The organism is Actinospica robiniae DSM 44927, from assembly GCF_000504285.1.
GTDB classification, from domain to species: domain Bacteria; phylum Actinomycetota; class Actinomycetes; order Streptomycetales; family Catenulisporaceae; genus Actinospica; species Actinospica robiniae.
The window spans coordinates 7,195,862-7,219,290 of record NZ_KI632511.1; the positions used below are offsets into that span (position 1 = coordinate 7,195,862).

Annotated in this window: 24 protein-coding genes; 7 read left to right on the forward strand and 17 right to left on the reverse strand. The window is 72.1% G+C overall.

Features of this window, described 5'->3' with window-relative positions:
• Positions 1 to 161: 161 nt before the first annotated feature.
• Entirely contained in the window at positions 162 to 1,586 is a 1,425-nt protein-coding gene (glnA, locus tag ACTRO_RS30885; protein ID WP_034268753.1) for a type I glutamate--ammonia ligase, read from the reverse strand.
• Between the two features lie 251 nt (positions 1,587 to 1,837).
• Between glnA and ACTRO_RS30890 the strand changes: the two genes are divergently transcribed.
• Entirely contained in the window at positions 1,838 to 2,350 is a 513-nt protein-coding gene (locus tag ACTRO_RS30890) for an RDD family protein (RefSeq protein WP_084316650.1), read from the forward strand.
• Between the two features lie 162 nt (positions 2,351 to 2,512).
• On the opposite strand, the gene ACTRO_RS30895 is transcribed toward ACTRO_RS30890, so the two are convergent.
• The 4 genes from ACTRO_RS30895 to lipB all read right to left on the reverse strand — a co-directional run bounded on the left by ACTRO_RS30895 (position 2,513) and on the right by lipB (position 5,587).
• On the reverse strand, positions 2,513 to 3,265 hold the full coding sequence (locus ACTRO_RS30895; protein WP_034268756.1) for a DUF4191 domain-containing protein: 753 nt from the start codon (positions 3,263 to 3,265) through the stop codon (positions 2,513 to 2,515).
• A 251-nt stretch (positions 3,266 to 3,516) separates the two neighbouring features.
• Entirely contained in the window at positions 3,517 to 3,738 is a 222-nt protein-coding gene (locus tag ACTRO_RS30900) for a hypothetical protein (protein ID WP_034268759.1), read from the reverse strand.
• A gap of 121 nt (positions 3,739 to 3,859) precedes the next feature.
• A complete protein-coding gene (gene lipA / locus ACTRO_RS30905; protein WP_034268762.1) occupies positions 3,860 to 4,804 on the reverse strand; it encodes a lipoyl synthase in 945 nt (314 codons plus the stop codon).
• Positions 4,805 to 4,852: 48 nt separating this feature from the next.
• Positions 4,853 to 5,587: a lipoyl(octanoyl) transferase LipB gene (lipB, locus tag ACTRO_RS30910; protein WP_157436553.1), complete on the reverse strand. Its 735-nt coding sequence runs from the start codon at positions 5,585 to 5,587 to the stop codon at positions 4,853 to 4,855.
• A 122-nt stretch (positions 5,588 to 5,709) separates the two neighbouring features.
• Here lipB and ACTRO_RS30915 point away from each other — a divergent pair, with 122 nt between their 5' ends.
• Positions 5,710 to 7,851, forward strand: coding sequence for an MMPL family transporter (locus tag ACTRO_RS30915; RefSeq protein ID WP_051451649.1), 2,142 nt, complete (start codon positions 5,710 to 5,712; stop codon positions 7,849 to 7,851).
• A 21-nt stretch (positions 7,852 to 7,872) separates the two neighbouring features.
• On the opposite strand, the gene ACTRO_RS30920 is transcribed toward ACTRO_RS30915, so the two are convergent.
• From ACTRO_RS30920 to lpdA, 6 genes are all read right to left on the reverse strand, one after another.
• The gene (locus ACTRO_RS30920; protein WP_034268765.1) at positions 7,873 to 8,286 is read right to left on the reverse strand and encodes a type II toxin-antitoxin system VapC family toxin; all 414 of its coding nucleotides are present in this window, start codon (positions 8,284 to 8,286) and stop codon (positions 7,873 to 7,875) included.
• Complete coding sequence (locus ACTRO_RS30925) at positions 8,283 to 8,570, reverse strand: type II toxin-antitoxin system Phd/YefM family antitoxin (protein ID WP_034268768.1); 288 nt, start codon at positions 8,568 to 8,570, stop codon at positions 8,283 to 8,285. The genes ACTRO_RS30920 and ACTRO_RS30925 overlap by 4 nt, the downstream gene beginning before the upstream one ends.
• Before the next feature lie 65 nt (positions 8,571 to 8,635).
• Positions 8,636 to 9,907 (reverse strand): FAD-dependent oxidoreductase, encoded by a 1,272-nt coding sequence (locus tag ACTRO_RS30930; RefSeq protein ID WP_034268771.1) that lies wholly within the window; start codon positions 9,905 to 9,907, stop codon positions 8,636 to 8,638.
• A 261-nt stretch (positions 9,908 to 10,168) separates the two neighbouring features.
• Positions 10,169 to 10,879 carry a hypothetical protein gene (locus tag ACTRO_RS44185; RefSeq protein ID WP_051451650.1) on the reverse strand — a complete coding sequence of 237 codons (711 nt, stop codon included), beginning with the start codon at positions 10,877 to 10,879 and terminating at the stop codon, positions 10,169 to 10,171.
• A 139-nt stretch (positions 10,880 to 11,018) separates the two neighbouring features.
• Complete coding sequence (sucB, locus tag ACTRO_RS30940) at positions 11,019 to 12,770, reverse strand: 2-oxoglutarate dehydrogenase, E2 component, dihydrolipoamide succinyltransferase (protein ID WP_034268774.1); 1,752 nt, start codon at positions 12,768 to 12,770, stop codon at positions 11,019 to 11,021.
• A 52-nt stretch (positions 12,771 to 12,822) separates the two neighbouring features.
• Positions 12,823 to 14,238, reverse strand: a complete 1,416-nt coding sequence (gene lpdA / locus ACTRO_RS30945) for a dihydrolipoyl dehydrogenase (RefSeq protein ID WP_034268777.1) — start codon at positions 14,236 to 14,238, stop codon at positions 12,823 to 12,825.
• A gap of 312 nt (positions 14,239 to 14,550) precedes the next feature.
• On the opposite strand from lpdA, the gene ACTRO_RS30950 reads away from it, so the two are divergent.
• Positions 14,551 to 14,898, forward strand: a complete 348-nt coding sequence (locus ACTRO_RS30950; RefSeq protein ID WP_157436554.1) for a hypothetical protein — start codon at positions 14,551 to 14,553, stop codon at positions 14,896 to 14,898.
• Between the two features lie 79 nt (positions 14,899 to 14,977).
• On the opposite strand, the gene ACTRO_RS30955 is transcribed toward ACTRO_RS30950, so the two are convergent.
• The gene (locus tag ACTRO_RS30955; RefSeq protein ID WP_034268780.1) at positions 14,978 to 16,516 is read right to left on the reverse strand and encodes a leucyl aminopeptidase; all 1,539 of its coding nucleotides are present in this window, start codon (positions 16,514 to 16,516) and stop codon (positions 14,978 to 14,980) included.
• Between the two features lie 89 nt (positions 16,517 to 16,605).
• On the opposite strand from ACTRO_RS30955, the gene gcvT reads away from it, so the two are divergent.
• The 3 genes from gcvT (at position 16,606) to ACTRO_RS30970 (ending at position 18,842) form a co-directional block, all read left to right on the forward strand.
• The gene (gene gcvT, locus ACTRO_RS30960; RefSeq protein WP_034268783.1) at positions 16,606 to 17,718 is read left to right on the forward strand and encodes a glycine cleavage system aminomethyltransferase GcvT; all 1,113 of its coding nucleotides are present in this window, start codon (positions 16,606 to 16,608) and stop codon (positions 17,716 to 17,718) included.
• A 73-nt stretch (positions 17,719 to 17,791) separates the two neighbouring features.
• Complete coding sequence (locus ACTRO_RS30965; RefSeq protein ID WP_034268785.1) at positions 17,792 to 18,304, forward strand: hypothetical protein; 513 nt, start codon at positions 17,792 to 17,794, stop codon at positions 18,302 to 18,304.
• A 1-nt stretch (position 18,305) separates the two neighbouring features.
• Entirely contained in the window at positions 18,306 to 18,842 is a 537-nt protein-coding gene (locus ACTRO_RS30970) for a hypothetical protein (protein ID WP_034268788.1), read from the forward strand.
• On the opposite strand, the gene ACTRO_RS30975 is transcribed toward ACTRO_RS30970, so the two are convergent.
• From ACTRO_RS30975 to cobU, 3 genes are read right to left on the reverse strand one after another with little or no spacing between them, the layout of a single operon-like run.
• Positions 18,843 to 19,640, reverse strand: a complete 798-nt coding sequence (locus tag ACTRO_RS30975) for an adenosylcobinamide-GDP ribazoletransferase (RefSeq protein ID WP_051451651.1) — start codon at positions 19,638 to 19,640, stop codon at positions 18,843 to 18,845.
• A 21-nt stretch (positions 19,641 to 19,661) separates the two neighbouring features.
• Positions 19,662 to 20,771: a nicotinate-nucleotide--dimethylbenzimidazole phosphoribosyltransferase gene (locus ACTRO_RS30980; protein ID WP_034268791.1), complete on the reverse strand. Its 1,110-nt coding sequence runs from the start codon at positions 20,769 to 20,771 to the stop codon at positions 19,662 to 19,664.
• Between the two features lie 6 nt (positions 20,772 to 20,777).
• Positions 20,778 to 21,350 carry a bifunctional adenosylcobinamide kinase/adenosylcobinamide-phosphate guanylyltransferase gene (gene cobU / locus ACTRO_RS30985; protein ID WP_084316651.1) on the reverse strand — a complete coding sequence of 191 codons (573 nt, stop codon included), beginning with the start codon at positions 21,348 to 21,350 and terminating at the stop codon, positions 20,778 to 20,780.
• 27 nt (positions 21,351 to 21,377) lie between these two features.
• Between cobU and ACTRO_RS30990 the strand changes: the two genes are divergently transcribed.
• Positions 21,378 to 21,602 carry a hypothetical protein gene (locus ACTRO_RS30990; RefSeq protein WP_034268794.1) on the forward strand — a complete coding sequence of 75 codons (225 nt, stop codon included), beginning with the start codon at positions 21,378 to 21,380 and terminating at the stop codon, positions 21,600 to 21,602.
• An 88-nt stretch (positions 21,603 to 21,690) separates the two neighbouring features.
• Here the strand turns inward: ACTRO_RS30990 and ACTRO_RS30995 are convergent, their stop codons facing one another.
• Positions 21,691 to 22,686, reverse strand: a complete 996-nt coding sequence (locus ACTRO_RS30995) for an aldo/keto reductase family protein (protein ID WP_034268797.1) — start codon at positions 22,684 to 22,686, stop codon at positions 21,691 to 21,693.
• Between the two features lie 94 nt (positions 22,687 to 22,780).
• The gene (locus ACTRO_RS31000) at positions 22,781 to 23,389 is read right to left on the reverse strand and encodes a DUF3043 domain-containing protein (RefSeq protein ID WP_034268800.1); all 609 of its coding nucleotides are present in this window, start codon (positions 23,387 to 23,389) and stop codon (positions 22,781 to 22,783) included.
• Positions 23,390 to 23,429 lie beyond the last annotated feature (40 nt).

The following is a 23,429-nucleotide window of genomic DNA, read 5'->3' on the forward strand; positions in this document are numbered from 1 at the left end:
ATGCCTCGGCCGCCCGCGCGGCCCGCGCGGCCGGCTGTTCGCAGACGGCCGACTGCAGCACGGCGGCGTGCGCGGGATCGACCGGAGCGCAGACACGTGAGGGTGGCTCCGAGAGACGTACTCGGAGCCACCCCATGAGTATCCGCAGGCCAGAGCTTGTATTAGATGTCGTAGTAGAGCTCGAACTCGTGCGGGTGCGGGCGCAGCCGGATCGGGTCGATCTCAGCGCTCTGCTTGTAGGAGATCCAGGTCTCGATCAGGTCGGGGGTGAACACGCCGCCGGCGGTGAGGTACTCGTGGTCCTCTTCGAGGGCGGCGAGGACGGCGGGGAGGGAGGCGGGGACCTGGGGGACGGCGGCGTGCTCGTCCGGGGGGAGCTCGTAGAGGTCCTTGTCCACGGGGGCGAGCGGCTCGATCTTGTTCTTGATGCCGTCGAGGCCGGCCATGAGCATGGCGGAGAAGGCCAGGTACGGGTTCGAGGACGGGTCGGGGACGCGGAACTCGATGCGCTTGGCCTTCGGGTTCGAGCCGGTGATCGGGATGCGGATGCAGGCCGAGCGGTTGCGCTGGGAGTAGACCAGGTTGACCGGGGCCTCGAAGCCGGGGACGAGGCGGTGGTAGGAGTTCACCGTCGGGTTGGTGAAGGCCAGCAGGCTCGGGGCGTGGCGCAGCAGGCCGCCGATGTAGTAGCGGGCCATGTCCGACAGGCCGGCGTAGCCGATCTCCTCGTAGAACAGCGGCGTGCCCTCGCGCCACAGGCTCTGGTGGCAGTGCATGCCCGAGCCGTTGTCGCCGAACAGGGGCTTGGGCATGAAGGTGGCGGTCTTGCCGTGCTCCCAGGCCACGTTCTTGATGATGTACTTGAACAGCATCACGTCGTCGGCGGCGGCGAGCAGGGTGTTGAACTTGTAGTTGATCTCGGCCTGGCCGGCCGTGCCCACCTCGTGGTGCGCGCGCTCGACCTCGAGGCCGACGCCCTGGAGCCGCAGCACCATCTCGTCGCGCAGGTCGGCGAAGTGGTCGACCGGCGGGACGGGGAAGTAGCCGCCCTTGTAGCGCACCTTGTAGGCCTGGTTGCCGCCCGGCTCCTCGCGGCCGGAGTTCCACCAGCCCGCCTCGGAGTCGATGTGGTACATGCCGCCGTTGATCTTGGTCTCGAACCGCACGTCGTCGAACACGTAGAACTCGGCCTCGGGGCCGAAGTACGCCGTGTCGGCCACGCCCGTGCCCTTGAGGTAGGCCTCGGCCTTCTTGGCCACGTTGCGCGGGTCGCGGGAGTACTGCTCACCGGTCAGCGGGTCGTGGATGAAGAAGTTGATGTTGATCGTCTTCTCGCGGCGGAACGGGTCGATCCGCGCGGTGCTGACGTCCGGGATCAGCTGCATGTCCGACTCGTGGATGGCCTGGAAGCCGCGGATCGAGGAGCCGTCGAACATCACGCCCTCGGTGAAGAACCGCGCGTCCACGGTGTCCGCCGGCACGCTGAAGTGCTGCATGACGCCGGGCAGGTCGCAGAAGCGGACGTCGACGAACTTGACGCCCTCGTCCTTGAGGTACTTGGAGACCTCGTCGGGGTTGGTGAACATCCATCCTCCATCTGCCGGGCCTCGGCGTCGGCTGGGACAACGGGGACACTCGGCGTTGAGTTCGCTGTCACGGAAAGCTACGTTGAGGCCGTTTCCCACGGGTATCCGTGTCGTTGCCGCAATGTTACGCGGCTGATCAGCAGGCCGAGTGGAGCCGCCGCACGGGTACGGCGGGTGGCTGAGCGGGCGCGGGGCGGCGCAGCCCGGGCCCCGCGCGCCGGGGCGGCCGACGCAGGCGCTAGCGTGGTCGTATGACTGACCGGAGCACCGCCGCGGGCCGCGCGAAGGCCCCCGAGCCCGCCGGGCCCTCCTCCACCCGCGCCGCGCTCGGCGGCTGGCTCGAGGGGCCCAACCTGAACGACGGCGAGGCCGGCGCCTACCGCGGCGAGCGGCTCGGGCTGCCGGCGAGCGGGTCGGGGTCGCTGGCCGGGCAGGGGCGCCGGCTCGGCGCGCTCGTGGTGGACTGGGTCCTCGCGCTGCTGGTGGCCAAGGCCTTCGGCTGGCACCTGAGCGGCTCGCAGGGCACGTGGGGCACGCTCGCGATCTTCGGGGCCGAGCACCTGCTGCTGCTCTCGCTGCTCGGCTACACCATCGGCAAGCGGATCTTCGGACTGCGGGTGGGCAAGCTCGGCGGCCCGCTGACGCCGCTGGCCGTGGTGGTGCGTACGCTGCTGCTGCTCCTGGTCATCCCGGCGGCGATCTGGGACCGGGACGGCCGCGGCCTGCACGACCGGCTGGCCGGGACGGTCGAGCTGCACCGCTGAGCACGCATCCCACCGCGGCGAGCCCATCCCACCGCGGATGAGCCGCGGAGTCGATGACGGTACGACGAAGGCCCCTGACACGACCGGCTAGGTCTGTCAGGGGCCTTCGTCGTACGTCATGGGCTCCGGCTGTTGCCGAGCTCCGGACCCCGGGGCGGGCTGCTAGCGCTGGCCGCCGCGCTGGATCCGGGCGCCCTTGGGCAGCGGGCCCTTGGGCAGGTTGGCCATCGGACCGGTCTTGGACGCTATGGCCTCGAGCCGGCGGCTGTACTCCATCGCCTGGGTGCTGGTGAGCTGCTGCTTGCGGTACCCGCGCTTGGCCAGCATCGCGACGAGCTTGTTCAGCGGCACCTGGCCGGCCGCCTCGTCCTTGCCGACGAGGATCTCCTCCACCGCGACGTCGGGGCCGAGGTAGCGGGAGATGGCCTTGCGCTCGGCGGCCACCAGCTGCTTGACGCGGCCCGGGTCGCCCTCGGCGATCAGCACGATGCCGCCGCGGCCGATCAGCCGGTGCACCGCGTCCTGCTGCCGGCTGACCTGCACGACCGGGGTGAGCGCCCAGTTGCGCTTGATCCGCCGGTCCGACTCGATGACCGAGTACGCGGCACCGGGCTGCCCGTCGATCTGCTTGTACTGGGCGCGCTGGACCCGCCGGTTGAGCGTCATCGTGGCCGCGAGCAGGCCGGCCACCAGGCCGAACACGATGCCGAAGATCAGTCCGCCGAGCGAGCGGCCGAACAGCAGCAGGTAGAACAGCAGGAAGACCACCGCGGCGACGCCCACGCCCCACCCGAGCAGCGCGACCGTGAGCTTCGAGTCGAGCCTCTTGGTGAGCTTGTAGGCGTAGCGCAGCTGCGCCAGCCAGCCTGAGGGCGGCGGCGCGTCGGTGAAGTCATCAGGGGACGGGTTGGCCATGTGCACAGGATACGATCCCGGACCCGCCCGTTCCTAACCCGATCGGGTATCGGCAGGATCGGCACGCTCGGGGGTTGTCGCCTCGGGCGGCTCCGGCGGCCGGAAGCCGGGGGAGGAAGCGGACGGCCCCGGGCAAACCGGCCGGAGCGGCTTGAGCCGGATGGGTGGCCGAGAGTGCCCGCGGGCGGTGGCCACGAAGTCGCCACGCGCCCGGGCACCCCCGGCCGCAGTCCCTGCTCCCGCTCGCCCGGCTACTCCTGCTCGCCCAGCGCCGCCTCGGCCTCGGCTCGCTGCCTGGCCCGTTCGCGGTCGCTGAGTACGGCTGCCCACGCGTTGGCCCGGGCGACGTTCATCGCGTCGCCGCGGAACATCAGCCGTTCCATCGTCGTGAGCACCCTCCGGGCGGCGGCCCGCCGCCCGGTCAGCGCGGCGGTCGGCGTTCCCGTCGTCACACCGCTCGTCATCGTCGTCATCTGCTGCCGTACCCCCAGTCCCTTCTTTCGGTGGCGGTACCGTCCGCGCGACGCGGTACGGCCCACCCTCGACTGCGCGGGTTACCGGTCGGCGGTGCCGTGGTAACCGCAGCGTAAATCCTCAAACCGTCGTCGGCTGATCGACACGCGCCTCGACCGCCTGGCGGTAGAGCCGTCCGGCGCGGTACGAGGAGCGCACCAGCGGTCCGGACATGACCCCGGAGAAGCCGATCTGCTCGGCCTCCTCCTTGAGTTCCACGAACTCCTCCGGCTTGACCCAGCGCTCCACCGGGTGGTGGCGCGGGGAGGGCCGCAGGTACTGCGTGATCGTGATCAGTTCGCACCCGGACTCGTACAGGTCGCGCAGCGCCTGCGAGACCTCCTCGCGCTCCTCGCCGAGGCCCAGGATCAGGTTCGACTTGGTGACCAGGCCGTCCTCGCGGGCGCGCCGGATCACCTCGAGCGAGCGCTCGTAGCGGAACGCCGGGCGGATCCGCTTGAAGATCCGCGGCACCGTCTCGACGTTGTGCGCGAGCACCTCCGGCCGGGACGAGAAGACCTCGGCCAGCTGCTCGGGCACCGCGTTGAAGTCCGGGATCAGCAGCTCCACGCCGGTGCCGGGCACGGCCGCGTGGATCTGGCGCACCGTCTCGGCGTAGAGCCACGCGCCGCCGTCGGGCAGGTCGTCGCGGGCGACGCCGGTGATGGTGGCGTAGCGCAGGCCCATCGAGGCTACCGACTCGGCCACCCGGCGCGGCTCGTCCCGGTCGAGGTCGGCCGGCTTGCCGGTGTCGATCTGGCAGAAGTCGCAGCGCCGGGTGCACTGCTCGCCGCCGATCAGGAAGGTCGCCTCGCGGTCTTCCCAGCACTCGAAGATGTTGGGGCAGCCGGCCTCCTGGCAGACCGTGTGCAGGCCCTCGTCCGCCACCAGCTTGCGCAGCGCGGTGTATTCCGGGCCCATCTTGGCCCGGGTCTTGATCCAGGACGGCTTCTTCTCGATCGGGGTCTCGCTGTTGCGGACCTCGAGGCGAAGCAGCTTTCGGCCTTCTGGGCTCACCGTCGTCACCGGAACACGTCTCCTTGCAGCTGAAGATACCAACAAGCCTAGCGGCGCTCAGGCGGCCGCGGTCGCGGGCGTCGGCTCCGCCGGGTCCGCCGCGGCGGGACGGGCGCTCTTGCGCACCCGGTCGGTGGCCGCGCCCTTGGGCTCGGTGAGCAGGTGCAGGTGCCGCTCGACCACCGGCACCACCTCCTCGACCGTGACCCGGCGGCCGAGCTCCCGGCTGAGCGTGGTCACGCCCGCGTCGGAGATGCCGCACGGGATGATCCGCTGGGTCCAGCCGAGGTCGTTCTCGCAGTTGAGCGCGAACCCGTGCATGGTCACGCCCTGGGCGAAGCGCAGGCCGAGCGCGGCGACCTTGCGGTCCTGCTCGCTCTCGTCCTTCGCGAGCACCCACACGCCGGAGCGGCCCTTGACCCGGTCGGTGGCCAGGCCCAGGTCGGCGCACGCCTCGATGATGACCTGCTCGAGCCGGCGGACGAAGTCGACCACGTACACGCCCTCGGGCAGGCGCACGATGGGGTAGCCCACCAGCTGGCCCGGGCCGTGCCAGGTGATCTTGCCGCCGCGGTCCACCTCGACCACCGGCGATCCGTCCCACGGCCGGTCCTGCGGCTCGGTGCGCTTGCCGGCGGTGAAGACCTCCGGGTTGTGCTCGAGCAGTATGACTGTGTCCACGCCGGTGTCGGCCACCCGCGCGGCGTGCAGTTCGCGCTGGGCCGCCCAGGCGCTGTGATATTCGACCCCGTCGGCGCCGAAGCCGGCGTGGATGATTTCCAGTTCTTCCACGGTTCAAAGGTACGTCACGCGCGCGGGCCGACCCGAGGGCGCGTAGTCCCACGTGCCCTTCTGGCACCGTTCGGGGCACCAGCACTTGTGATCTCGATCACCACAATGAAACCCTGTCCGGTATGGGGACACTGCGGTCACTGTTGCGGATTCCGAGCGGCCGTCGGACCAAGTGGGTGGTGCTCGCTGTCTGGCTGATCATCGGCCTTTTCGCCTTCTCCACTGCGAACAAGCTCTACAACGTGGAGCAGAACAGCGCGGACGCCTATCTTCCGCATAGCGCGCAGTCCACGCAGGTCATCGACTATCTGGAGAACGCGCCGGGCGCCCCGCCCACCAGTGACGCGGCGGTCGTGCTGTACGTGAACCCGGCCGGCCTCGACGCCGCCGACGCGGCCCGGGTGAAGGCGGACGTCGCGGCGCTGCAGCAGAGCGTGCCGGGGCTGGCCGGGCCGGTGACCACGCTGCCGCCGTCCTCGGACGGCAAGGCGGTCGGGGTGGAGGTGCCGGTCAAGGTGCCGATCACCGGGCGCGTGGCCGGCAAGGCGTACGACTACAACCCGTCGCTGGACGCGATCAAGCAGGTCGCCCAGCCGCAGGGGCAGGTGCAGCAGGGCTCGCTGAGCGTCTACGTCGGCGGCGGGTACGCCCTGAACGCGGCGGCCAACGGCGCGTTCGGCGGCCTGGACTCGAAGCTGCTGCTCGGCGCCGGCCTCGTCGTGGTGCTGATCCTGCTGCTGACCTACCGCTCGCCCTTCCTCTGGCTGATGCCGCTGGTCAGCAGCCTGTTCGCGCTGCAGCTCGCGCAGGCGATCATGTACGAGCTGGTCCAGCACGCCGGCGTGGTGGTCTCCGGGCAATCGGGCGGCATCCTGACGGTCCTGGTGTTCGGCGTCGGGACGGACTATGCGCTGCTGCTCGTCGCCCGGTACCGGGAGGAGCTGCACAACTACGAGGACAAGCACGAGGCGATGCGGGTGGCGCTCGGGCGCTCGAGCCCGGCGGTGGTGGCCTCGGCCCTGACGGTCATGCTCTCCACGCTCGGCCTGCTCGTCTCCCAGCTCGCTTCGAACGCCGGACTCGGCAAGATCGGCGCGATCGGCGTGGCGTGCGCGCTGCTGGCGATGACGACGCTGCTGCCGGCTCTGCTCGTGATCGTGCCGCGCGGGGTGTTCTGGCCGGCGGTGCCGCGCTACGGCGAGGAGGCGCACGCGCGGGTCGGGGTCTGGGGCCGGGTGGCCGGCCTGATCAAGCGCGGCCCGCGGCGGGTGTGGGTGCTCACGGCGCTGCTGCTCGCGGTGCTCAGCCTAGGGCTGCTGGACCTGCACTCGGGGCAGATCCCGATTGCGCAGTCCTTCAGCAACACGCCCGCGGCCGTCGTGGCGCAGCAGCAGATCGACACGCACTATCCGGACAGCGGGACGGAGCCGCTGCAGGTACTCGCCAACGCCTCGGCGGGCACGCAGGTGGCCGCGATCCTGCACGCGGACAAGGGATTGGCGCCGAACACGCCGGGCGGCTTCGTGGTGTCGCCGCTGGGAGCGAGGAACCTTTACACGGTCGCCATGGCCGAGGCGGCGGACAGCCAGGCGGCCCGGGAGACGGTGATCAGGCTGCGCGCCGAGCTGGGCCAGGTGCCCGGCGCGGACGCGCTGGTGGCCGGCACCGCCGCGGTGAACATCGACGTGCAGGACTCGGCCGCGCACGACCGCGACTGGGTGATCCCGATCGTGCTCGCGATCTCCTTCGTCATCCTCATCATCCTGCTGCAGGCGCTGATCGCCCCGCTGCTGCTGCTGGCCAGCGTGGTGCTCTCGTTCCTGGCCGCGCTGGGCGTGGCGGCGTTCGTCAGCGACCAGTTCTTCAACCGGCCGACCGAGGACAACAGCTATCCGCTGTTCGTGTTCATCTTCCTGGTTGCTCTGGGCATTGACTACAACATCTTCCTGATGACCCGGGTGCGCGAGGAGACGCTGCGGATCGGCACCAGGCCGGGGATCCTGCGCGGGCTGACCGTCACCGGCGGCGTGATCACGAGCGCCGGCTTCGTCCTCGCGGCGACGTTCGCGGTGCTCACGACGCTGCCGCTGACGCAGTTCCTGCAGATCGGGTTCGCGGTCGCGTTCGGCGTGCTGCTCGACACGCTGCTCGTGCGCACGGTGCTCGTCCCGGCGCTGTGCTACGACGTGGGCTCGCCGATCTGGTGGCCCTCGCAGCTGGCCCGGAAGGAGCCGGAGGACAAGCGGGAGTACACGACGGTGTGAGGGCCCGGAGGTAAGGGTTCTTCAGTACTCCGCGCCCGGGTGCGCCACGGCGAGTCCGGCCGCCCGGGCCGCGGAGATCAGACGCTTGTCGTAGGTGACGAAGTGGGTGACCCCTTCCCCGGACGCGCTGTGGAGGATCTGGGCCGTGGCCAGATGGATCGCGTCCAGGCTGCGCAGCAGCGGGTCCGGGTAGGCGGCGGCCGTCTTGCGGACCTCCGGGTCGATCTCGATCCGGGTGATGCGGCGCAGCACCGACGGCACCAGCGGCAGCGCGCCGGGCTCGTTGCGGCGCAGGGCGCGTTCGAGTTCGACCTCGATCAGGGCGCTCGCGATCAGTCGGCTTCCCCGCTGCTCCGCCAGCCACGCGACGAGCTCCGCGGTGTGCGGCTCGACCCGGGTGAGTTTGACGGCGGCGCAGGTGTCGAGATAGATCACCAGCGCTCGTCCTCGTCGCGCTGCTGCGCGTAGATCGCCGCCGTGTCCACGGAGGGATCGCCGATCACCGGAGGCATGGTGAACGGGGTCCGGTCCGTGGCCTCGACGGCCCGTCCTTCTCGGACGAGGTCGAGGAGGTAGTCGTCCGTCTGGTTCAACGGAACGAGACGGGCCACCGGCTTCCCGCTGACCGAGATCAGCAGTTCCTCACCGGTCTGCACGCGCGCGAGCACGGCGCTGGTGTTCTGGTTGAGTTCCCGTACCGGGATCGTCCGCACCGTCATGGTCCGAGTGTAGTACAAAAGTTTCTACGTATCACGCCCGGTAATCGCGGCGGGGCGATGCGCACTCACCGCCGCCGCAGATCCGCCAGCACCGCGTCCGCCGCGCGGGCCGCCGAGGCCAAGGCGCCCTCGATGTTCGGCAGGCCGCGGTGGTCGCCGCAGACGTAGAGACCGCCGATCAGCCGGACCGGCCGGGCGAAGTTGTAGGGCGCGTCGAGGGCGGGCACGGCCCGCTCGCAGTGGTTGATCTGCAGCGTCTGGAAGCCGCGGGCCGAGACTCCGTGGATGGGTTCGAGCCGGGCGAGCACGGCGCGGTTGAGCGCTTCGAGCTCCTTGCCGTCGTGGCCGGCCACCATCGTGCACACCAGTTCTCGTCCCGCCGGGGCGCTGTCGGGCGCGATGCGGCTGTGCACCCAGGTGCGGGCCACCGGCGACGCGGCGTCGCCGTCGATCAGCAGCGCCGGGGCGCGTTCGGGGCAGGGCGGCGGCAGCATCGTGCCGTCCACCGCGTGCCAGAGCGTCGTCAGGGCCCGCATACGAGGCTCCTGCAGGCCGGGGAAGAGCGAGACCGCGGCGGCCGGCTCGGTCGCCACCACGACGGCCGAGGTGCGCAGCAGCCCGGCGTCGGTGGCCACCCGGTCCGCGTGCACCTCGTGCGCGCGTGTGCCCAACAGGATCCGGCTCGATTCCAGCCGCGCGGCGAGCACGTCGATCAGGGCGTTGAATCCGCCCTCGGGTATCGCGAACCGGCCGCGCACCAGCAGCCGCAGCAGCCAGTCCGCGCCGCGACGGGAGGCGGCCAGATCCTCGTCCGCGCTCAGGGCCGTGAGATAGCGGCGCAGGAATCCGTCCACCAGCACGGGGGAGTAGCCGCGGGCGGCGAAGCAGTCCGCGCTGGCCTCCTCGGGGCCCGAGAGCGTGGTGTCCAGCGGGCTGCGGGCCAGCCGGTAGAACTGCTTGGACAGCTCGGTCTTGTCGGCGACGGTGCCGATCGGGGCCAGCAGCGTCGCCATCGACTGCTGCGGCCGGTTCGGCGCCGCGCCGAAGCGCAGCAGGCCGTCCGGGGTGGCCAGGCGCACTCCGGGGGCGAACGGACGCAGGGTCAGCCGAGCCGAGCGGGCGGCGGGCAGCTCGGCCAGTTCGCTCAGGGCCGGCCAGCTGGTGTGGGCCAGATGCCCGCCGCCGAGCCGGAATCCGTCGACCCGCTCCTCCCGCACCCGCCCGCCGAGCGCCGCGCCCGCCTCCACCAGAGCGATCTCGAGTCCCGCGTCGGCCAGCCGGGCCGCGACGGCGAGTCCGGACAGACCGCCCCCGATCACTATTACGTCCGCGCGCATCCAGGCTCCCGCGACGACTCGTTTTTCGCCCGACAACAAAGCACTTGAAGAGAATCACGTCCTACCCGCGCGCGTCTTCGAACGCAATAGCGGAGGGTATCCCGGCCGAACGGGCCGCAGGTCCCCCTACCCGCATTCGCCCGTGCGATTCCGCGCCCGGATAAAGACCCCGGGGCGCGTGACGATCTCTCGTCACGCGCCCCGGGGGAGACGGATCGCGATGCGCCCGCGGCGATTCCGGCGAGCGCCGGACGCGGGGATCTACAGGCCGCTGGCGAAGGTGTAGGGCAGCGGCGCGACGTCCTGGCCGAGGTCGAGCTGGATCACCTCGTGCGAGCTCAGCACGATGGAGGACGGGTCGCCGGTGGCCTTCTGGCCGTTGACGTACGTGGTGACGCTGCCGGTGTGCGAACCGATCTGCGTGGCCGAGAGCGTCTGGTTCCACTCGGCGAAGAACTGGCCCAGAGTGTACTTCTGCTGCGTCGGGGACTCTATGTGGATGACGCCGGAGTCGTCGTGGGTGTGCAGGAAGTAGAACGCCGCGCCGCCCTCGACGAATTCGGAACCGTTGTCCGGAGTCGTCTGCCACGGCTGCTGGATGCCGATGCCGTAGGGCACCGTCATCTGCTTTCCGTTGACGTAGATCGCGAGGTGCGCGTGGATGTGGTAGGCGGTCTGCTCCATCTGGTTCACGCCCACGCCGTCGATCGACTGGCCCTTGAGGCCCGACCACACCGGCGCCAGCAGGTTCGACTCGCCCTGGGTCGCGGTCGCCGCGGCCGCGGCGTCGTCGGACTTCTTCCGGTTCAGGCTCAGCAGCACCAGGGCCAGCACCAGCACCACCACGAGGGCGCCGGCGACCGACCCGAACATGACCTTGCGCCGCTTCTCCGCGCGCGCCATCGCCGCCTGCTTGGCGGCGAGCTCGGCCCGACGCTGCGCGGCGAGCTTCTTGTTCCCTTGCGTGGCCATGCTTCTCCTCGGCTGCAACCCAGACTCGTCGCACCACGATACTGACGACGCCTGAGAGTAAAGCAAACGCCGGGCGCCCCGAGATCACAATTCGGTCACGGGGCGCCCGGCGTCGCGCGTACGCGGGGCGGAGCGGGGGCTACAGGCCCAGGTCCGCCTCGAAGTTGCCCTCTTCCAGACGGGACTTGATCGCGCCCAGGAACCGGGCCGCGTCGGCGCCGTCCACCAGGCGGTGGTCGTAGCTCAGGGCCAGGTAGACCATCGAACGGACCGCGATGACCTCGCCCAGCACCGGGTCGCTGACCACGGCCGGGCGCTTGACGACGGTGCCCGTGCCGAGGATGCCGACCTGCGGCTGGTTGATGATCGGGGTGTCGAACAGCGCCCCGCGCGAACCGGTGTTGGTGAGCGTGAACGTTCCACCGCTCAGGTCGTCCGGGGAGACCTTGTTGTTCCGGGTGCGGTCGGCCAGGTCCGCGATGGCCCGGGCCAGCCCGGCCAGGTTCAGGTCCCCGGCGTTCTTGATCACCGGGACCATGAGGCCCTTGTCCGAGTCCACGGCGATGCCGAGGTTCTCCGAGCCGTGGTAGGTGACCGTGCCGGCCTCGGTGTCGATCGACGCGTTGACCTGCGGGTACTGCTTGAGCGCCTCGATCGCCGCGGCGGCGAAGAAGGGCAGGAAGCTCAGCTTCACGCCCTCGCGCTCGGCGAAGTCCTTCTTGGCCCGGTCGCGCAGCCGCGCGATCGTGGTCACGTCCACCTCGACCACCGTGGTCAGCTGCGCCGAGACCTGCAGCGACTCCACCATGCGCTTGGCGATGACCGCGCGCAGGCGGGAGAGCTTCTCGGTGCGGCCGCGCAGCGGCGAGACGGCCACCGGCGCGCTCGGGGCGGCCGCCTTGGCCGGGGAGGCCGCGGGCACGACCGGGACCAGCGCCTTGGCGGCCTCGATCACGTCCTGCTTGATGATGCGTCCGCCGACGCCGGTGCCGGTGACCTGGTTGAGGTCCACGCCGCTCTCCGCGGCCAGCTTGCGCACCAGCGGGGTGACGTACGGGCCGGGGCCCTCGTCGTTCGACGGCGCGGCGGCCGGGGCGGGGGCGGCGACCGGGGCGGGCGCCGGGGCCGGAGCCGGGGCGGGCGCGGGAGCCGGAGCAGGTGCCGGGGCGGGAGCCGGTGCGGCGGCGGCCGGGGCGGGAGCCGGGGCCGGGGCGGGCGCAGGGGCGGCGGCGGGCGCGGGAGCCGGGGCGGGCGCGGCGGCGGCCGGGGCCGCGCCCGGGGCGCCGATCACCGCGAGGGTGGTGCCCACGTCCACGGTCTCGTCCTCGCCGACGTTGATCGCCAGGATCACGCCGCCGACCGGTGCCGGGATCTCGGTGTCGACCTTGTCGGTGGAGACCTCGAGCAGCGGCTCGTCCGCCTCGACCGTCTCGCCGACCGACTTCAGCCAGCGGGTGACGGTGCCCTCGGTGACCGACTCGCCGAGCGCCGGCAGGGTCACCGGGGTGCCCGAGGCGGTGTCCGCGGGCGCGGCGGCGGCGGGGGCCGGGGCGGGCGCGGGAGCCGGGGCGGCGGCGGCCGGAGCCGGGGCGGGCGCGGCGTCCTGGACGGGCACGGCGTCGGCCGGGGCGGGTGCGGCCGGGGCGGCCTCGCCCGCGGCGCCGATCACCGCGAGTTCGGCGCCGACGTCCACGGTCTCGTCCTCGCCGACCTTGATCGCGAGCACCACGCCGGCGGCCGGGGAGGGGATCTCGGTGTCGACCTTGTCGGTGGAGACCTCGAGCAGCGGCTCGTCGACCTCGACCGTGTCCCCTTCCTTCTTCAGCCACCGGGTGACGGTGCCCTCGGTGACTGATTCACCGAGCGCGGGCATCGTGACGGATACCGGCATGAGCGTTTCTCCTGGTTCGTTCGTCGTCTCGTCGGTGTGGGAGGGGACTTGCTCAGTCGTGCACGTGCAGCGGCTTGCCGGCCAGCGCCAGGTGCGCCTCGCCCAGCGCCTCGCCCTGGGTCGGGTGGGCGTGGATGAACTGCGCGACGTCGGTGGGCGTGGCGTCCCAGTTGTAGATCAGCTGCGCCTCGGCGACGAGCTCGCCGACCCGGTCGCCGACCATGTGGATGCCGACCACCCGGTCGTCCTCCCCGGCCACGCCCTTGATCTGGACCAGCTTGATCTCGCCCTGGGTCTTGAGGATCTTGCTCTTGCCGTTGCCGGCCAGGTTGTACGTCAGGGTCTTGATGTGGTCGGCGCCGTACTTCTCGGCCGCCTTGGCCTCGGTCAGGCCGCAGGAGGCGACCTCGGGGTTCGAGTAGGTCACCCGGGGCACGCCGTCGTAGTCGATCGGGCGCGGGTCGAGGCCGGCGATGTGCTCGGCCACCAGGATGCCCTCGGCGAAGCCGACGTGCGCCAGTTGCAGGGTCGGGATCAGGTCGCCGACCGCGTAGACGTTCGGCACCGAGGTCTGGCAGTACTCGTTGACCTTCACGTAGCCGCGGTCCACCACGACCCCGGCCTGCTCGAAGCCGAGGCCGGCCGAGACCGGGCCGCGGCCGACGGCGACGAGCAGCAGCTCGGCGTCGAAGGTCTTGCCCTTGGCGGTGGAGACCCGCACGCCGGCGTCGCCAGAAGGAAGTGTCACAGCTTCGACCCCGGTGAAGCCGTTGTCGATCTCGAACTTGATGCCGCGGCGGCGGAACGAGCGCTCGAGCAGCTTGGAGGAGGCCTCGTCCTCGTTCGGCACCAGGTGCGGGAGGAACTCGACGATGGTGACCTCGGCGCCGAAGCTCTTGTACACGGAGGCGAACTCGCAGCCGATCACGCCGCCGCCGAGGATGACCACGGAGGCCGGCACCCGGTCCAGCTTGAGCGCGTGGTCGCTGCTGATGATCCGCTGCCCGTCGATCTCCAGGCCCGGCAGCGACTTCGGCACGGAGCCGGTGGCCAGCACCACGTTGCGGCCGGTGTAGGTCTCGCCGTTGACGGTGACCTGGTTCGGGGCGGTGAGCGAGCCCTCGCCGGCCACGAAGGTGATCTTACGGGCCTTGACGATGCCCTGCAGGCCCTTGTAGAGCCCGGAGACGACGCCGTCCTTGTACTTGTTCACGCCCGGCATGTCGATGCCCTCGAGCGTGGTCTTGACACCGAAGGACTCGCCCTCGCGCGCCAGGTCGGCGACCTCGGCGGCGTGCAGCAGCGCCTTCGTGGGGATGCAGCCGCGGTGCAGGCAGGTGCCGCCCACCTCGGCCTTCTCGATCAGGGCGACGTTCATCCCGAGGTCGGCCGCACGGAATGCGCAGGCGTACCCGCCGGAACCGCCACCGAGGATCACCACATCGAATACGTTCCCGGCCTCAGCCACTTTGTCCGTCTCCTCGCGTTGCTCACGCTGTGTCTTAGCTCCGACGCGCGGAAGCTGTCTCCGCCACGTGCCGCCACCTGTCCGACTCGCCGCCGCGAGGGCATCGAATCCTGGCACACTGGCTTCAACGCACCGGTCGGTCGAGTCGTCACTGGGAAGCTTAAACCGGTTCACGGCCCGGTCGCCTCGCCGGGCGGGCAGCCGGGCCGACGCGAGCCGGAGCCGGTCCGCCTGCCTGTTCGCTGCGCCGACAGGCCTGTCCGCAATCCGGTCGGCCGGGTGAGCGGGCCGGCCGGGAAAGTCGAAGGAGTGATGACCGTGGCCGTCTTCCGGCGCCGTGGCGAGCGCGCAGGTGAGGGCCGCGTGGACGCCCGTGGGTATCGCGACGGGGAGGCGCACCTTACCCGCTTCGCCCGCTCCCGCCCCGGCGTGGAGGCCTTCGTGGAGCCGCGCACGGCTGTGACAGACACCACAATCGTGCTGGTGGCGGCGACGGGGGAGTGGACCCGCCGCCGGATGCCCGGCCCCCAGGCGGCGCATCAGCTGGCCCACCGGCTCGGCATCCCGGCGTACGACGCGGCCGTGGTCGGCTACCCGCAACGGATGCGCGATTGGAACTCGAAGCTCGCCGCGGAGGCCAAGTCGCGGCGCGACATCTGACGCCGCGTCCGATCGTATCGACGCCCGCGTCCGGAATCCGGACGCGGGCGTCGATACGATCTGCTGGATCGGCGTTCTGCTAGAGCAGGCCGGAGGCCGCGTCGTCGGCCAGCTGCACCAGGGTGCGCAGGGCGAAGCCCACGCCGCCCTTCGGGGTGTAGCCGTACGGGCCCGCCTCGTTGAACGAGGGGCCCGCGATGTCCAGGTGCGCCCACGGGATCCGGCCCGCGCCGTTCTCGCCCACGAACTCCTGCAGGAACAGGCCCGCCACCAGCATGCCGCCCATCCGGTCGCCCATGTTGGCGATGTCGGCCACCTGGGTGTCCATGGTCTTGCGCAGGTGCGCCGGCAGCGGCATCGGCCAGAAGTCCTCGCCCGCGCGCTCGGCCGCGGACTCGACCTGCACCCGGAACTCCTCGTCGTTGGACATGACCGCCGCGGTGCGGTGGCCCAGCGCCAGCACCTGGGCGCCGGTGAGGGTGGCCACGTCCACGATCGCGTCCGGCTCCTCCAGGCTCGCCGCCACGATCGCGTCGGCCAGCACCAGCCGGCCCTCGGCGTCGGTGTTGAGCACCTCGACCGTCTTGCCGCCGAACATGGTCAGCACGTCCGAGGGGCGGATCGCGTTGCCGCCCGGCATGTTCTCGGCCAGCGCCGCCCAGGCGGTGACGTTCACCGGCAGGCCGAGGCGGGCCACCGCCAGCGCCGCGTGCAGCACCGCCGCGGCCCCGGACATGTCCGACTTCATCGTCTCCATCGAGCCCGAGGGCTTGAGCGAGATGCCGCCGGTGTCGAAGGTGATGCCCTTGCCCACGAAGGCCAGCGTCCGGGTGGCCTCGGGGTGGGTGTAGACCACCTTCACCAGGCGCGGGCCGCGGGTCGAGCCCTGGCCGACGCCGGTCAGGCCGCCGTAGCCGCCCTCGCGCAGCTGCGCGTCGTCGAGGATCTCGAGGCTCAGCGAGCCCACGCCGGCCGCCTCGACCGCAGCGGTCGCGGCCTCGGCGAAGGCCTGCGGGAACAGGTGCGAGGGCGGCGTGTTGATCAGGTCGCGGGTGGCGTTGACCGCCTCGCCGAGCACCTGCGCGCGCTGCGCCGCGGCCTGCGCCTCAGCGTCCGGGGCGGTCTCGGCGAGCAGGACGATCTCGGCCACCGGGGCCTTGCGGGCGGCCGCGTCGCCGGTCTTCAAGCCGTCGTAGCCGTACGCGCCGAAGGCCGCGCCCTCGGCGGTCGCGGCCAGCACCTCGACGCCCGCGGCGCCGACCGCCACGGCCACCGTGGCCTTGCCGGCCAGCGAGCGCACCGCCGCGCCGACCGCCTTGCGCAGGTCCTCGAGGCCGCCGGCCCCGACCACCTCGCCGTCGCCGGCCTCGCCGAGGCCGACCGCGACCACCAGCGGGGCGGCCAGCGCGCCGGCCGTGGCCACCCGGGTGGTCTCCTCGGACGCGCCGGACGCGCCCAGCGTGGCGAGCGTCGCGGCCAGGGTGCCGCCGAGCGCCGCGTCCACGGCCGCGGCCCCCGGGGACAGGGCCAGTCCCTCGCCGTCCGCGTACACCCCGACGACGATGGCGTCGGCCGCTACCTCGGCCACCGGCCCGGACTGGATTGAGATCGTGGTCACTGTCGAAACCCCTGTACTCGTTCGTGGAAGATGCTCGGACCTCCGGCATCGTAACCGCGGCCCGTCACAGGCGCGATATCGTCGTACCCATGACAACGCCGTCCTTGCTCACCTCCCCCCTGCACGACCGCCACCTCGCCCTCGGGGCGAAGATGGCCGACTTCGGCGGATGGGAGATGCCGATCGAGTACGCCGGCACGGTGGGGGAGCACACGGCGGTGCGCGAGCGGGTGGGCGTGTTCGACGTCAGCCACCTCGGCAAGGCGACCGTGGCCGGGCCCGGCGCCTTCGACTTCGTCAACCGGGTGCTGGCCAACGACCTGCGCCGGATCGGGCCGGGCCAGGCCCAGTACACCCTGTGCTGCGACGACGCGACCGGCGGCGTGGTGGACGACCTGATCGCCTACGTGAAGTCGGCGGAGGAGGTCTTCCTGATCCCCAACGCGGCGAACACCGCCGAGGTGGTCCGGCGGCTGGCCGCCGCCGCGCCCGAGGGCGTCACGGTGACCGACCAGCACCGGGAGTTCGCCGTGCTGGCCGTGCAGGGCCCCGACTCCGCGGCCCTGCTCAAGGGGCTCGGACTGCCCGCCGACATGGATTACATGGCCTTCGCCACGGCGGGGTGGGACGGCCGGCCGCTGACGGTGTGCCGCACCGGCTACACCGGCGAGCACGGCTACGAGCTGGTCTGCCGCTGGGACGACGCCGACGCGCTGTGGCTCGCGATCCTGGCCGCGGGCGAGCCGTTCGACATCAAGCCCTGCGGCCTCGGCGCGCGCGACACGCTGCGCACCGAGATGGGCTATCCGCTGCACGGCCAGGACCTCTCGCTCGAGATCAGCCCGGTCCAGGCGCGGGCCGGCTGGGCGGTGGGCTGGAAGAAGGACGAGTTCTGGGGCCGCGAGCCGCTCGCGGCGGAGAAGGCGGCCGGCCCGCGCCGAGTGCTGTGGGGCCTCAAGCAGGTGGACCGGGCCATCCCGCGTCCGCACATGTCGGTGCACGCCGGTGCCGAGGCCGGCGCGGACGACGCGATCGGCGAGGTCACCAGCGGCACGTTCTCGCCGACCCTCAAGCTCGGCATCGCACTCGCGCTGCTGCCCCCGAGCACGGCCGAGGGCGACGTGCTCTACCTCGACGTGCGCGGCCGCCGTGCCGCGTTCACGGTGGTCAAGCCGCCGTTCGTGAAGGTCTCCACGCGCTGATCCCTGGCAGCCCCTTGACGTCGCGTGCGCCTTCCTGCTCTGATGCGCGGAGCAGGGACGCACAGGGGGCGGTATGGATGTCAGTGAGCTGGAACCGCAGGACGCGCCACCGCAGCCGACCGGCTGCCCGGTCTGCGGGCGGGGCGAGAACGTGCAGAAGGTGTCGGGCGCGGTCGCGAACGGCTGGAGGCTGCCGGCGGCAACCCCGCAGCTGAGATACGAGTGGTCTCCGGTGCTGGTCGTCGTGGGCTGCGGCGGGATCGTCCAGTTCGGGCTGTCGATACTGAACGGATCGGACGGCCCGGCCTTCGTCGGATTCGGCATCATGGGCTGGGTGCTGGGCTTGGGGCTGCGCAAGTCGGTCTCCGTCTTCAAGCGCCGCAGGCGGGTCCGGCCGGGCCGGACCGCCGCGCTCGCCGTCTGGAACGGGGCCTGGCTCTGTGCCCGCTGCGGGATCGTATACTTCCAGCCCGGCTACGAGCCCGCCGGAGTCGGGCTCAGCCGGCCGCTGACGTACCTGGAGTTCCAGGCCGAGGTCTACGGCGTCGGCGGGTACCGGGACCTGGCCGATGGAAACGAGGGCTGAGATGAGCGGCGGACTCGAGCCGCAGGACGCGCCGCCGCAGATGGTGGGATGCCCGCACTGCCGGCGAGCCGACGAGGTGCAGCGCGTTCCGATGGCGGCGGCCAACGGAACGTGGTTCGAGGCCGCCGGCCCGCCTCAGGATCTCGGCCGGCGCCCGACCAGGGTCGTGGTCGGCTCGATTCTGGCGGTCTCCTGCGCGGACGCCGTGTTCAACGCGTGGCACGGGGGCTCGCTGGGCGCGTCGACGGCGGCGATGTTCGGATTCGTCCTCAGCGCCGGGACCGCCGTGGTGAACGGGCTCGGTGTCGTCGGCATCCTCAAGCGCCGCAAGCGGATCCAGGTGGGTAAGCCCGCCGCGCTCGCCGTGTGGAACGAGGGCTGGTTCTGCCGTCGCTGCGGGGTGGTGTACTTCCAGCCCGGTTACGAGCCGAACGGTGTCGGGCTGCACCAAGCGCTCTCGCTCGCGCAGTTCCAGCACCAGGTCTACCGGGCCGGCGGATACGAGGATCTGGCTGGAGAGAGTATCCCGCGTCGCTGATCAGTGCGCTGCGAGCACAAGCAGCGCGCCGGTCGTCGCCGTCTCCACCAGTGCGCCGAGCACGTCGCCGGTGATGCCGCCGAAACGCTTGACACAGCGGCGAAGCAGCAGCAGTGCGCAGCCCGCGCCGACGACGCAGCCGAGGCCGGAGAGCCAAGCCGCGTCGGTCCCGCGGATCAGTCCGAGCCCGGCGCAGCCGGCGACGCAGCACACGGATACGACCGCCGCGACCGCCGTGCGGACGGAGCCGGCGACCCACGCGCCGAGGCCGGTGCTGCGCGCGCTCGGCACCGGCCGGGTGCAGGCGAGCGTGATCGCCAGCCTGCCGGTGACCGCGGCGACGATGACCGCGAGGCCGCCGCGTTGATGGGCGTAGGCCGCGTTGACCGCGCCGATCTGCAGGCCCAGCATCAGGATCAGCGTCACCACGCCGAACGGCCCGATGTCCGAACGCTTCATGATCTCGAGCGCCTCGGCGCGCGGCTTCGCCGAACCGAGCGCGTCGGCCACGTCCGCCAACCCGTCCAGGTGCAGCGCCCGGGTCGCCACGGCCAGCGTCGCGAGCGCGGCCACCGCCGCGAGGAACGTCGAGTCCGTATACGCTCGGGCGGCCCAGCCCACCGCCGCCGCGGCCAGCCCCAGCGCCAGGCCGACCGCCGGCGCCCAGGCCATCGCCCGGCCGGCGGTGCGGCGGTCGGCGGCGTCCACCGGGACGCGCAGGATGCTGAGCGTCCCGAGGGCCAGGCGCAGACCGGGCAGCGGCAGGCCGGTCGGTATGGAGCCCTCGGGGCCGCTCATCTCGTGCTCTTCTTCAGATCGTCACAGCGCGCTGCGCACGGTGGGCTCGGGCAGTCCCGCGTCGGCGTACGACGGGGTCTCGGCCAGCACGCTCACGGCCGCCCGCACCAGCGGCAGCGCCAGCAGCGCGCCGCAACCCGCGCCCGCGCGCACCTTGAAGTCCAGCAGCGGCTCCAGGCTGAGCCGGTCCAGCGCCTTGAGCTGCGCGGGCTCCGGCGAGAGCTGCGCGGCGAGGCACCACTCCGGCGTGCGGAAGGCGATCCGCTGCGCCAGCAGCGCGCACGCGGTCGCGCCCACCCCGTCCAGCAGCACCGGGGTGCGCCGGACCGCGGCCTGCAGGATGAACCCGGTCGCGGCCGCGAAGTCGGGGCCCGCGCACGTCGCCATCAGCTCGTACTGGTCCGCCAGTACCGGCCGGGCCAGTCGCAGCGCGTCGCGCACGGCCGCGCACTTCACCGTCCAGCCGGCGTCGTCCACACCGCTGCCTCGCCCGGTCACCGACGCCGCGTCGGCCCCGGTCAGCGCCGCCACCAGGACCGCGGCCGGGGTGGTGTGCCCGGCGCCGATCAGCCCGGGCATGAGCAGGTCGGCCCCGGCGTCCACCTCGGCGTCGGCCAGCTCCCGGCCGAGCGCGAAGGCCGCCTCGGCCTCGGCCCGGGTGCAGGCCTCCTCGCGGTCGATCCGGCCGGTCCCGCGCCGGATCCGACCCGCCGTCACCTCGGCCGGCAGCTCGGCCAGTTCCTCCGGGTCGCAGTCCACGGAGACGTCGATCAGCCGGACGGTCGCGTCGTACGCGCGGGCCAGCACGTTCGCCGGACCCTCGCCGCGTCCGTACATCCGCAGCGTCGCCGCGGTCGAGCCCGGCGGCTGCGCGGTGACCCGGCGGCCCCGCGTCTCGAGCGCCGCGATGCCGTGGTCGCCCGCGAACAGCACCAGCCGGGCGCGCTCGATCGGCCGCGGCGGACACTGGCCCTGCACCGCGCAGAGCCAGCCGGCCACCTTCTCCAGGGAGCCGAAGGAGCGCGGTGGCAGCGCCAGCTCGGCCGACCACCGGTCGGCCGCGGCGGTGCGCATCGCGTCGGTGGGACGGCGCACGTCCTCGGAAAGCTTCTGCAGGTCTGTCGTTTCCATCGGCGCTCACTTTAGCCGTAGGGGCAGTCCGGCGGCGACGAGCTGGACCTCGTCGGCCACCGCCGCCATCGCCTGGTTGAGCCGGCCGAGCTCGTCCCGGAAGCGCCGGCTGCCCGGATCCGGCGGGACCAGGCCGAAGCCGAGCTCGTTCGAGACGGCCACCACCGGCGCGGAAGCCGAGGCGTAGCCGTCGATCAGATCCCGCGTCAGCTCGGCCAGCTGCTCCGGCGCGCGGCCGCCGGCCCAGGCCTCCTCGTCCCAGGCCTGCACCGCGTCCATCGCCGCGGTCAGCCACAGCGTCAGGCAGTCGGCCAGCACCGGGCTCTCGGCGGCGCGCAGCAGCCGGGCCAGCGCGGCCGGGTCCTCGCCCGTCTCCACGGTGCGCCAGCCGGCCGGGCGCCGTGCCCGGTGGTGCGCGATCCGCCCGGCCCACTCCTCGTCCCCGGGGTAGCGCGGCGCGGTCGCGGCGTAGACGACCTCTGCGTCCCCGGCGGCCAGCAGGCGCTCGGCGTAGGCGGACTTGCCCGAGCGCGCGCCGCCCAGCACCAGCACGCGCCGCGCCGTAGGCCGGGTGTGCACAGGAAACTCCTCGGTAGTCTTGGCCGCATGGCATTCACGTGGCGGTATGAGAACGAGTCAGGCGAGCAGGTCGAACCCATCGTGCCGGTCGAGGGCGAGCACACCGCCCACCCGAACCAGGGCGACGCGGAGTCCTGGATCGGAGAATACTGGCCGGATCTGCTCGCCGCCGAGGTCGACCAGGTGAGCCTGCTCGAGGACGGCGCGGTGGTCTACGGCCCGATGTCCCTGCACGAGGACCTGCCCGTCTGACCTGGGCCTTTGAAACGGGGAAAGGCGCGCGGGCGCCGCGCTCGAGCGCGACGCCCGCGGGCGGTCAGGACGTGCGGCGCTCAGGCGCTCACGGCCGGGCCGCCGGGGAGACGGTCTTCGCCGGGTCGCGCACGATCACCGGCTCCAGGATGTCGTCGATCCGCTTGAGCAGGCCCTCCTCCAGCTTCACGCCGGCCGCCTTGACGTTCTCGCGCACCTGCTCCGGCCGGGTCGCGCCGATGATGGCGGCGGCCACGTTCGGGTTCTGCAGGGTCCAGGCCACGGCGAGCTGGGCGAGCGAGAGCCCGGCCTCGGCGGCCAGCGGCTCGAGCTGCGCCACCCGGCCCAGGATGTCGTCGGTCAGCAGCGGGGTGATGAAGTTCGCACCCCGCTCGGCGGTGGCCCGGGAGCCGGCCGGCACCGGCTGGCCCGGCTTGTACTTGCCGGTCAGCACGCCCTGCGCGATCGGGGACCAGACGATCTGGCTCAGGCCAAGCTCCTCGCTGGCCGGCACCACCTCGGCCTCGATCACCCGCCACAGCATGTTGTACTGCGGCTGGCTCGAGATCAGCGGCACGTGCAGCTCCTTGGCCAGCGCCGCGGCGGCCCGGATCTCCTCGGCCCGCCACTCCGAGACGCCGATGTAGAGCGCCTTGCCGGAGCGCACCACGTCAGCGAACGCCAGCATGGTCTCCTCCAGCGGCGTCGCGGCGTCGTAGCGGTGCGCCTGGTAGAGGTCGACGTAGTCGGTGCGCAGCCGGCGCAGCGAGCCGTTGATCGACTCCATGATGTGCTTGCGGGACAGGCCGCGGTCGTTGCGGCCGGGGCCGGTGGGCCAGTAGACCTTGGTGAATATCTCCAGGCCCTCGCGCCGCTCGCCGGCCAGCGCGTCGCCGAGCACCTCCTCCGCCTTGGTGCCGGCGTAGACGTCCGCCGTGTCGAACGTCGTGATTCCCTCGTCGAGCGCGGCGCGCACGCAGGCGTGCGCGGCCTCCGCCTCGATCTGGGAACCGTGGGTGATCCAGTTGCCGTAGGCGATCTCGCTGATGATCAGGCCGCTACGGCCGAGGTGACGAAACTCCATGGCCCCACCCTACGCCCGGCCCTTACATTCTCGGCCCCCGGGCAGGTCAGCGACCTGCCCGCGGCGGGGGGAAAGGCGGGCAAAGCCGGAAAGGTCAGACCTTGGGCCGGCCGCCCATGGTCACCTTGGGCTTGGGCTGGCGCATGAACCGCGGCATCAGCGCGCGGGAGAAGGCGTAGAAGCCGGAGCCGCGCACCTCGTCCTGCCCGAACTCGGCGGCCACCGCCCGCTTGACCCGGAAGCCGAGCCAGACGCCCAGCACCAGGCCGACGACCACGACGACCTCCATCGCCAGCTCGCCCACCACGATGATCCCGGAGCGGCCGGTGACCAGGGTGAGCCAGCTGAGCACCACCAGCGGCATCAGCAGCTCGAGCAGACGGAATCGCCCGTCCACGTAGTCCCGCACGAACGCGCGGGCCTTGCCCTGGTCGCGCGCGGGGTAGTAACGCTCGTCGCCGGACTTCAGGGCCTGGCGGGAGCGGTCGTAGCCGGCCCGCTGCGCCTCCCGTTCCCTCCGGCGGGCGGCCTTCGGGTCGGCCGGGAGTGCGCCGAGGCGCTGCTTGCGGGCAGCCTCGGCGTCGCGGCGGCTCGGAGTCGGCCGGCCCTTGCCGGCGGGGCCCTCGGGCGTGGCGGGGGGCTGGTCCGGCTCGACGGGCGCGGCGTCGGACGGCTGCTTGGCGGAGGAACTACGTCGGAACACGTATGGAAGGGTAAACGCTACCGGCCCGGGGACATAACCA